The following is an 8,352-nucleotide window of genomic DNA, read 5'->3' as shown; positions in this document are numbered from 1 at the left end:
CCGCGTCCTGAGGCTGGACCGCGTCCTGAGGCTGGACCGCGTCGTGGTGGTGGGCGCGCCGGAAGATGGCCTCCAGGGCCTCGGCGGCCGACCGGAGGCTCCGTGCCGATCTGAGCACACCCGCGCCCTCGGACATGATCCGCTGGATTTCTGCCCGCGCCTCGGGCGCGATCAGCGGCAGAAGGCTGGTGGCGGGGACGCCGTCCGGCGCCGTGGCGGGCTCCACCGGCGCGGCCCGCCGTGGCCCGGCCGCGATGTCCGCCGCGATCCGCTCCGCGAACACCATTCCTTCCAGGAGGGAGTTGGACGCCAGCCGGTTCGCGCCGTGGACTCCCGTGCAGGCGACCTCACCGCACGCGTACAGCCCCGGCACCGTGGTCCGCCCGCGCAGATCCGTACGGACCCCGCCGGACGCGTAGTGCGCGGCGGGCGCCACCGGTATCAGCTCCGTGACCGGGTCCATGCCATGGGAACGGCAGGCCGCCAGGATCGTGGGGAAGCGGCTCTCCCACATCTCGGCGCCGAAGTGCCTGGCGTCCAGATACATGTGCGTGGCGCCCTGCTCGCGCATCCGGCGCGTGATCGCCTTGGCGACGATGTCGCGGGGCGCCAGCTCGGCCAGTTCGTGCTGGTCGAGCATGAACCGTATGCCGTCGGCGTCGACGAGATGGGCGCCCTCTCCCCGTACCGCCTCGGAGACCAGCGGCTGCTGCCCCTCCGCGCCGGGGCCGAGGAAGAGCACCGTGGGATGGAACTGCACGAACTCCAGGTCCGAGACCTCCGCGCCCGCGCGCAGCGCCAGCGCCACTCCGTCGCCGGTGGAGACGGCGGGGTTGGTCGTCGCGGAGAAGACCTGGCCCATACCGCCGGTGGCCAGGACCACCGCGGGAGCGTGGACCGCGCCGACGCCGTCGTGCTGGCCCTCGCCCATGACATGCAGGGTGACACCCGACGTACGGCCGTGCTCGTCGGTCAGCAGATCGAGCACCAGCGCGTTCTCGACGGTGCGGAGCGCGGCGGTCCGTACCGCCTCGACCAGGGCGCGGGAGACCTCGGCGCCGGTCGCGTCGCCTCCGGCGTGGGCGATACGGCGGCGGTGGTGGCCGCCCTCGCGGGTGAGCTGGAGCTCACCGGTGGCGTACGTGTCGAAGTGCGCGCCGGTGCCGATCAGTCTCCGTACGGCCGCGGGGCCCTCGGTGACGAGCGTGCGGACCGCTTCCTCGTCGCAGAGCCCGGCGCCCGCGACCAGGGTGTCCGCCAGGTGCTGCTCGGGGGTGTCCCCCTCGCCGAGCGCCGCCGCGATACCGCCCTGGGCCCAGCGCGTGGAGCCGTCGTCCAGGCGGGCCTTGGTGACGACGACCGTACGGAGCCCGGCGCCCGTGCAGCGCAGGGCCGTGGTGAGACCGGCGACCCCGGAGCCGACCACGACGACGTCGGCATCGATGGCCCAGCCCGGGGCGGGGGCGGTCAGCCGTATTCCGGTTCCGGTCACTTGGGGGCTCCGAAGGTCAGGGGGATGTTGTCGATCAGCCGTGTGGTGCCGACGCGCGCGGCGACGGCGAGGACGGCCTCGCCGGTGTGGTCGTCGGGGACCTCCGTGAAGTCGGCGGGATCGACCAGGGCCAGATAGTCCAGGGTGAGCGGCGGTGTGGCGCGCGCCGCCTCGTCCAGCACGGCGCGGGCCGCGGCCCGCACGGCGTCCGCGCCGTACGGGCGGGCCCGCGCGGCGGCGGTCCCGGCGACGGCCACGGCATGGGCGTCGGCCGCGAGCCGGGCCTCGCCGAGCGCGGACAGCGCGGCGGCGCGGGCACCCGGCGCGGGCGCGTACTCGGCACGGGCGCGCAGCGCGTACAGCGCGCCGAGGCGGTCATGGGCGGCGAAGAGGGCCCGGGAGAGGGCGAGGGCGGTGCGGCGCTCGGGCACCGAGAGATAGCGGTTACGGCTGGAGAGCGCGAGACCGTCCTCCTCGCGGACGGTCGGTACGCCGATGATCTCCACCGGGAAGTTCAGGTCGCGGGCCATCCGGCCGATCAGAGCGAGCTGCTGGGCGTCCTTGCGGCCGAAGAAGGCGGCGTCCGGCCGGGTGAGGTGCAGCAGCTTGGCCACGACGGTGAGCATCCCGTCGAAGTGGCCGGGGCGCGAGGCGCCTTCGAGCCGCTCGCCCATGGGGCCCGCGGCGACGGTGACCTGAGGGGCGCCGCCGGGATAGACCTCGTCGGCGGACGGCGCGAACACGGCGTCGGCGCCGGCCGCCTCGGCGATCCTCAGATCGGCCTGGAGCGTGCGCGGATACCGTTCGAGGTCCTCACCCGCGCCGAACTGGAGCGGGTTGACGAAAACGGTGACGACGACCAGGCCCGTGGCCCCGGCATGGGCGCGGGCCGCCCGTATCAGGCTCGCGTGCCCTTCGTGCAGCGCGCCCATGGTCATCGCGACGGCGGTGGGGCCGCCGCCCGTGTGCTGACCGAGCAGCCGGTCCAGCTCGGCGCGGGTGGTTACGAGTGCGAGGCTCATCGGGCGCCTCCGCCGCGGGTGTCGCCGAGGCTGTCCCCGTCGGCGAGGACATCCAGGAGGTCTTCCGCCAGCTCCGCCTTGAGCAGTCCGTGTGTCAGCGCGCGGTCCGCGGTCGTACGGGCCATCGCGAGATATCCGGCGACGGCGCCCGGTGCGTGCCGGCGCAGCTCGGCGACATGCGCGGCGACCGTGCCCGCGTCACCGCGGGCGACCGGGCCGGTCAGGGCGGAGTCGCCGGAGCGCAGGGCGTTGTCCAGAGCGGCGCCCAGCAGCGGGCCCAGCATCCGGTCCGGAGCGGCGACGCCTGCCGTACGAAGCAGCTCCATCGACTGCGCCACCAGCGTGACCAGGTGGTTCGCTCCCAGCGCCAGCGCTGCGTGGTAGAGCGGACGCGACTCCTCGGCGATCCACTCGGGCTCGCCGCCCATCTCGATGACCAGGGCCTCCGCGGCAAGGCGCAGCTCCTCGGGCGCGGTGACGCCGAACGAGCAGCCCGCGAGCCGCTGGACGTCCACCGAGGAGCCGGTGAAGGTCATGACCGGATGCAGGGCGAGCGGCAGGGCACCGGCACGCAGGGCCGGGTCCAGCACCCTGGAGCCGTACCGCCCCGAGGTGTGGACGAGCAGCTGCCCCGGCCGTACGGCACCGGTCTCCGCGAGCCCCTCCACCAGACGCGGCAGCGCGTCGTCGGGAACGGTCAGCAGCACCAGCTCGGCGCGGGCGAGGACCTCGGCGGGCGTGACCAGCGGCACATCGGGCAGCAGGGCCGCCGCTCGCCGTACGGACGCGTCGGAGACGCCGGAGACTGCGACCGGCCGGTGCCCGGCGAGCCGGAGCGACGCGGCGAGCGCCGGCCCGACACGGCCCGCTCCCACGACGCCGACGGTGAGCCGGGCGGGACGGTCCCGGGGATCGAGGGGTTCCTGTGCTGCTGGATTCACGCGGCGGGGCCTTCCGTTCCAGTCCGCGGGGGGTACCGGACGATTTCTCGCCATGCTACGCCAGCGTTCCGCCCCGCCACTTGGCTGTCCACAGGCTGTGGGCACAGGGCGGCGCTTGGGCCATGATGCGGGTCATGGAACAGACGAACGAGCAGGCCGAACAGGCGGGGACCGACGACGGGGGGACGACGGCGGACGCCGCACGCCGGCGCAGGATGGCCGCGTGGCGGGCGTCCGAGCGCGTGCTGACGCGTCCCGGGATGAACCAGCCGCTGGGGGACCGGCTCGCCGCCCTGGCGGCGGACGCGGGATCGGTCCACGATCTTGACGACTGGACGGATCTGTACGGGAACGGGGTGGTCGCCGAGGTGGAGCGGCGGGTGGCCTCGCTGCTCGGCTTCCCGGCCGCCGCGTTCTTCCCCACGGGCACGATGGCGCAGCAGGTGGCGCTCCGGTGCTGGGCGGGACGTACGGGCAACGCGACCGTGGCACTGCATCCCCTCGCGCACCCGGAGGTCCACGAGGGCGGCGCGCTGTCGGCCGTGAGCGGACTCCGTACGGTCCACCCGACGACCGAGCCGCGGCTGCCGACCGCCGAGGAGGTCCAGGAGTCGGCCGATCCGTTCGGCACGCTGATGCTGGAGCTGCCCCTGCGGGACGCGGGTTTCGTCCTGCCGACCTGGGACGAGCTGGTCGCGGTCGTGAACGCGGCGCGCGAGCGGGACGCAGTGGTGCACTTCGACGGCGCGCGCCTGTGGGAGTGCGAGCCGCACTTCGGGCGCTCCCTGGCAGAGATCGCGGGTCTCGCGGACAGCGTGTACGTGTCCTTCTACAAGTCCCTGGACGGGCTGTCCGGCGCGGCGCTGGCCGGTCCCCGGGAGCTGGTGGAGGAGGCCCGGCTCTGGCGCCACCGCTACGGGGGCCAGCTCTTCCAGCAGTTCCCGGCGGCGCTGTCGGCCCTGCTCGGCCTGGAGCGCGAGCTGCCGCGGCTGCCGTCGTACGTCGCCCACGCGCGTGTGGTGGCCACGGCGCTGGCGGAGGGCTTCGCGGCGTCGGCGGTGCCCTGGTTCCGCGTCCACCCGGAGCCGCCGCACACGCACCAGTTCCAGGTCTGGCTGCCGTACGCGCCGGACGCGCTGAACGAAGCGGCGGTGCGTCAGGCGGAGGAGACGAAGACGTCGCTCTTCCGCGTCTGGTCGGCACCCCCGTCGGGCCCACCGGGCGTCTCCTACACGGAGGTGACGGTGACGGAACCGGGCCTGACCTGGACCCCGGACGACATCCGCACGGCGGCAACGGACTTCCTGACCCGCCTGCCCCCCGCCTAGACCCCGTCCGGTCCTCAACCGCCGGACGGGCTGGACATGCCAGCCGGCACCAGCCGCAGCCGGGCTCCGGCGGGAGGGGGTCGGGGTCGCAGGAGGTGCGTGTCCGGACACCGAAGCGTGATGTGTGCCGCACACCGACCCGCACCGAAAAGCTGGCCCGCACGCGGCGTACGGGGTCCGGGGTGTCCCCGGGAAAGCACAGCATGCCGTCCGGACACGCACCTCCGGAGTGCCCCGGCACCCGCACCACCCACACACCGCACCCGTGCCGCAGGCGCACCGCACCGCCAGGCGCACCGCACCGCGCACCGCACCGCGGGCACACCGCCGCAGGCGCGAACGGCGCCGCCCGGCGCACCGGACCGCCCAGGCGCGCAGCCGTCAGCCGCCCCCGCCAGGAGGCGACCCCGCTCGGACCAGGCCCGTTTCGTACGCCAGCACCACCACCTGCACCCGGTCCCGCAGTCCCAGCTTCGTCAGGATCCGGCCGACATGCGTCTTCACGGTCGCCTCCGAGAGCACCAGCCGCCCCGCGATCTCCCCGTTCGACAGCCCCTGCGCCACCAGCAGCATCACCTCGCGCTCACGCCCGGTGAGCCGGTCCAGCTCCTTGTGCTGCGGCTTGGTGCTGGTCGGCAGCATCGGCGAGAAGCGGTCGAGCAGCCGCCGTGTCGTGGACGGGGCCACCACCGCGTCGCCGCTGTGCACCGAGCGGATCGCGCTCAGGAGCTCGCCGGGCGGCACATCCTTGAGCATGAAGCCGCTGGCCCCGGCCTTGAGCCCGGAGAAGGCGTACTCGTCCAGGTCGAACGTGGTCAGGATGAGCACCTTCGGCGCGCCCGGTTCCGCGCAGATGCGCCGGGTCGCCTCGACACCGTCCAGCCGGGGCATCCGGACGTCCATCAGGACGACGTCCACGGTGGTGGCACGGAGCTTCTCGATCGCCTCCGCCCCGTCCCCGGCCTCCGCGACGACCTCCATGTCCGGCTGCGCGGCCAGCACCATACGGAAACCGGTGCGCAGCAGCACCTGGTCGTCGACGAGCATCACGCGGATGGGCATCTGCGGGTTCCTTGTCCGATAGGGGAAGGGCCGGTGGGAACGGAGAGAAGGCCGGTGGGAGCGGAAGGAAGTGGGAACGGAGGGAAGAGAGGAAAGAGGCGGTAGGAGCGGAAGGAAGGGCCGGTGGAAGCGGAAGGCGGACGCCGGAAGCGCCGCCGCCGGCGGCTGGTGCGCGCCGCTAGTGCGCGGGCTTCAGCGGGAGCAGCGCGCTGATCCGGAAGCCGCCGCCCGGCCGGGGACCGGCGTCGAGCGTGCCGCCCACCATCCCGACCCGCTCCCGCATCCCGATCAGCCCATGACCGCGGCCGTCGGCCCCGCCGTCCACGTACAGCTCGTGCGCGGCGCCCCGGCCGTCGTCCTCGACGAGCAGCCCGAGGCCGTCGTCGAAGTAGACGAGCCGCACACTGGCGCCGACATCGGGTCCGCCGTGCTTGCGGCTGTTGGTGAGGGCCTCCTGCACGATGCGGTACGCCGTCAGCTCCACCCCGCTGGGCAGCGGCCGTGGAGTGCCCTCGATCTTGAAGTCCACGCTGAGTCCCGCGCCGCGCACCTTCTCGACCAGATCCTCTATCTGTCCGACATCGGGCTGCGGCACGTACTCGCCGCCCTCCTTGGTGTCACCGGTCCGCAGCACGCCGAGCAGTCTGCGCATCTCGGCCAGCGCCTGCCGGCCGGTGCTCGAAATGGTCTCCAGGGCCTCCTTGGCCTGGTCGGGGGCCGCGTCCAGCACATAGGCCGCGCCGTCCGCCTGCACCACCATCACCGAGACATTGTGCGCGACGACATCGTGCAGCTCACGGGCGATACGGGCACGCTCGGCGGCCACCGCCACCTTCGCCTGCGCCTCGCGCTCCTTCTCCAGCCGGGTGGCGCGCTCCTCCAGCTGGTCGAAGTAGGCGCGGCGGGTACGGGCGGAGTCGCCCAGCACCCAGGCCAGGGCGAAGGGCACGCCCATGACGACGGCCACGACGACCCGGCCCGCGGTGCTCGAACCGTCCTCGGGCCAGCGCACCTGCGAGATCGGCGCGGCGAGCAGCCCGCCGGTCAGCGCGAGCTGGGAGGCCCAGCGCGGGCCGCCCTGGGCCGAGACGGTGTAGATGGCCACCAGCATCGCGAAGTCGGCCGGATTGACCGCCACGTCCAGCACGACCTGGGCGATCCCCAGGCCCAGTACGAACAGCAGCGTCTTCTCGGGTGCGCGGCGGCGCAGCGCCACCGCCAGGCTCAGCAGCGCGACCGTCACGATGGCGACCAGGCGCGGCCCGACACCCACGACCTGCTGGACCACCCACAACAGAGAGAACCCGAAGAGCATGACAGCCCAGAAGCTGTCGACGCCCGTCGGGTGTCTGCGGAGAAAGTCGTAGAAGCGCTGCACGTAACCCAGCGTAGGTAAGCGGAAACGGCGGACGGGTCAACCGGAGGGTCGATCCGGTCGGCGGAAGCGTACTCCCCAAGGTGGAGACTTGGCTCCGTGACGGATGAGACGTGTAAGTCGCGGGAGGCCGGCGCCCTTCGGCGCGGCCCCGGGCCGCGGCGATGGCGCCCGGCCGCCGAGGACGCGCTGTACGGTCCGGACGGCTTCTATCTGCGGCCCGAGGGACCGGCCGGGCACTTCCGCACCTCGGTGCACGCCTCCCCGCTCTTCGCCGCCGCCGTCGCCCGGCTGCTCACGGCGACCGCCGAGCGGCTCGGTACGGCGGACGAGGTGGCGCTCGTCGACATCGGCGCGGGCCGCGGTGAGCTGCTGACCGGAATCCTGGCGGCGCTTCCCCCCGGGCTCGCGGTACGGCCGTACGCGGTGGAGCGCGCGCCGCGTCCGGTGGGCCTGGACCCGCGGATCGAGTGGTGCGACGCCCCGCCGGCCGGGATCAGCGGGCTGGTCTTCGCGAACGAGTGGCTGGACAACGTCCCCGTCGACATCGCGGAGACCGGTGCCGACGGGACCGTACGGTATGTCCTGGTACGGCCGGACGGCACCGAGGAGCCGGGCGGGCCGGTCGCCGGTCCCGACGCGGAGTGGCTGGCCCGCTGGTGGCCGTCGGCCGGGCCGGGCAGCCGGGCCGAGATCGGCCGGCCGCGCGACGAGGCGTGGGCGGCGGCCGTCGCCACGCTGGAGCGAGGGCTCGCGGTCGCCGTGGACTACGCGCATGTACGGGAGGCCCGGCCGCCGTTCGGTACGCTGACCGGCTTCCGCGCGGGCCGCGAGGTGCCTCCCGTACCGGACGGGAGCTGCGATCTCACCGCCCATGTGGCGCTGGACGCCTGCGCGCTGCCCGGCGCCGTGCTGCTCGGCCAGCGCGAGGCGCTGCGCGGACTCGGTGTGAACGGCGCCCGGCCGCCGCTGGCCCTGGCCGGCACCGATCCGGCCGCGTACGTACGGGCGCTGGCGGCGGCCGGCGAGGCGGCGGAGCTGACGGCGCGCGGCGGGCTCGGGGACTTCGGCTGGCTGGTGCAGCCCGTCGGCATCGAACCGCCCGTGCTCGGCGCCGCCGAGCCCCCGCCAC

At 74.2% G+C, this 8,352-nt stretch carries 7 protein-coding genes; 2 read left to right on the top strand and 5 right to left on the bottom strand.

Annotated elements, in window-relative coordinates:
• The 3 genes from BFF77_RS04205 to BFF77_RS04195 form a co-directional block, all read right to left on the bottom strand.
• The coding region (locus tag BFF77_RS04205; protein ID WP_066943899.1) for an L-aspartate oxidase at positions 1 to 1,492 on the bottom strand (1,492 nt) is incomplete at its 3' end.
• Positions 1,489 to 2,514, bottom strand: coding sequence for a pantoate--beta-alanine ligase (gene panC, locus BFF77_RS04200; RefSeq protein WP_066943897.1), 1,026 nt, complete (start codon positions 2,512 to 2,514; stop codon positions 1,489 to 1,491). The genes BFF77_RS04205 and panC, both read right to left, overlap by 4 nt.
• A complete protein-coding gene (locus BFF77_RS04195; protein ID WP_425424335.1) occupies positions 2,511 to 3,509 on the bottom strand; it encodes a Rossmann-like and DUF2520 domain-containing protein in 999 nt (332 codons plus the stop codon). The genes panC and BFF77_RS04195 overlap by 4 nt, the downstream gene beginning before the upstream one ends.
• Positions 3,510 to 3,589: 80 nt before the next feature.
• Between BFF77_RS04195 and BFF77_RS04190 the strand changes: the two genes are divergently transcribed.
• Positions 3,590 to 4,783 (top strand): threonine aldolase family protein, encoded by a 1,194-nt coding sequence (locus tag BFF77_RS04190; RefSeq protein ID WP_066943893.1) that lies wholly within the window; start codon positions 3,590 to 3,592, stop codon positions 4,781 to 4,783.
• Positions 4,784 to 5,164: 381 nt separating this feature from the next.
• Here the strand turns inward: BFF77_RS04190 and BFF77_RS04185 are convergent, their stop codons facing one another.
• A complete protein-coding gene (locus tag BFF77_RS04185) occupies positions 5,165 to 5,845 on the bottom strand; it encodes a response regulator transcription factor (protein WP_066943891.1) in 681 nt (226 codons plus the stop codon).
• 178 nt (positions 5,846 to 6,023) lie between these two features.
• Entirely contained in the window at positions 6,024 to 7,223 is a 1,200-nt protein-coding gene (locus BFF77_RS04180) for a sensor histidine kinase (protein ID WP_066943889.1), read from the bottom strand.
• A gap of 96 nt (positions 7,224 to 7,319) precedes the next feature.
• On the opposite strand from BFF77_RS04180, the gene BFF77_RS04175 reads away from it, so the two are divergent.
• The coding region (locus tag BFF77_RS04175) for an SAM-dependent methyltransferase (protein ID WP_066943887.1) at positions 7,320 to 8,352 on the top strand (1,033 nt) is incomplete at its 3' end.

The organism is Streptomyces lushanensis, assembly GCF_001700515.1.
In the GTDB taxonomy this organism is placed as follows: Bacteria; Actinomycetota; Actinomycetes; order Streptomycetales; family Streptomycetaceae; genus Streptomyces; species Streptomyces lushanensis.
This window is presented reverse-complemented; position numbering and strand designations above follow the sequence as displayed.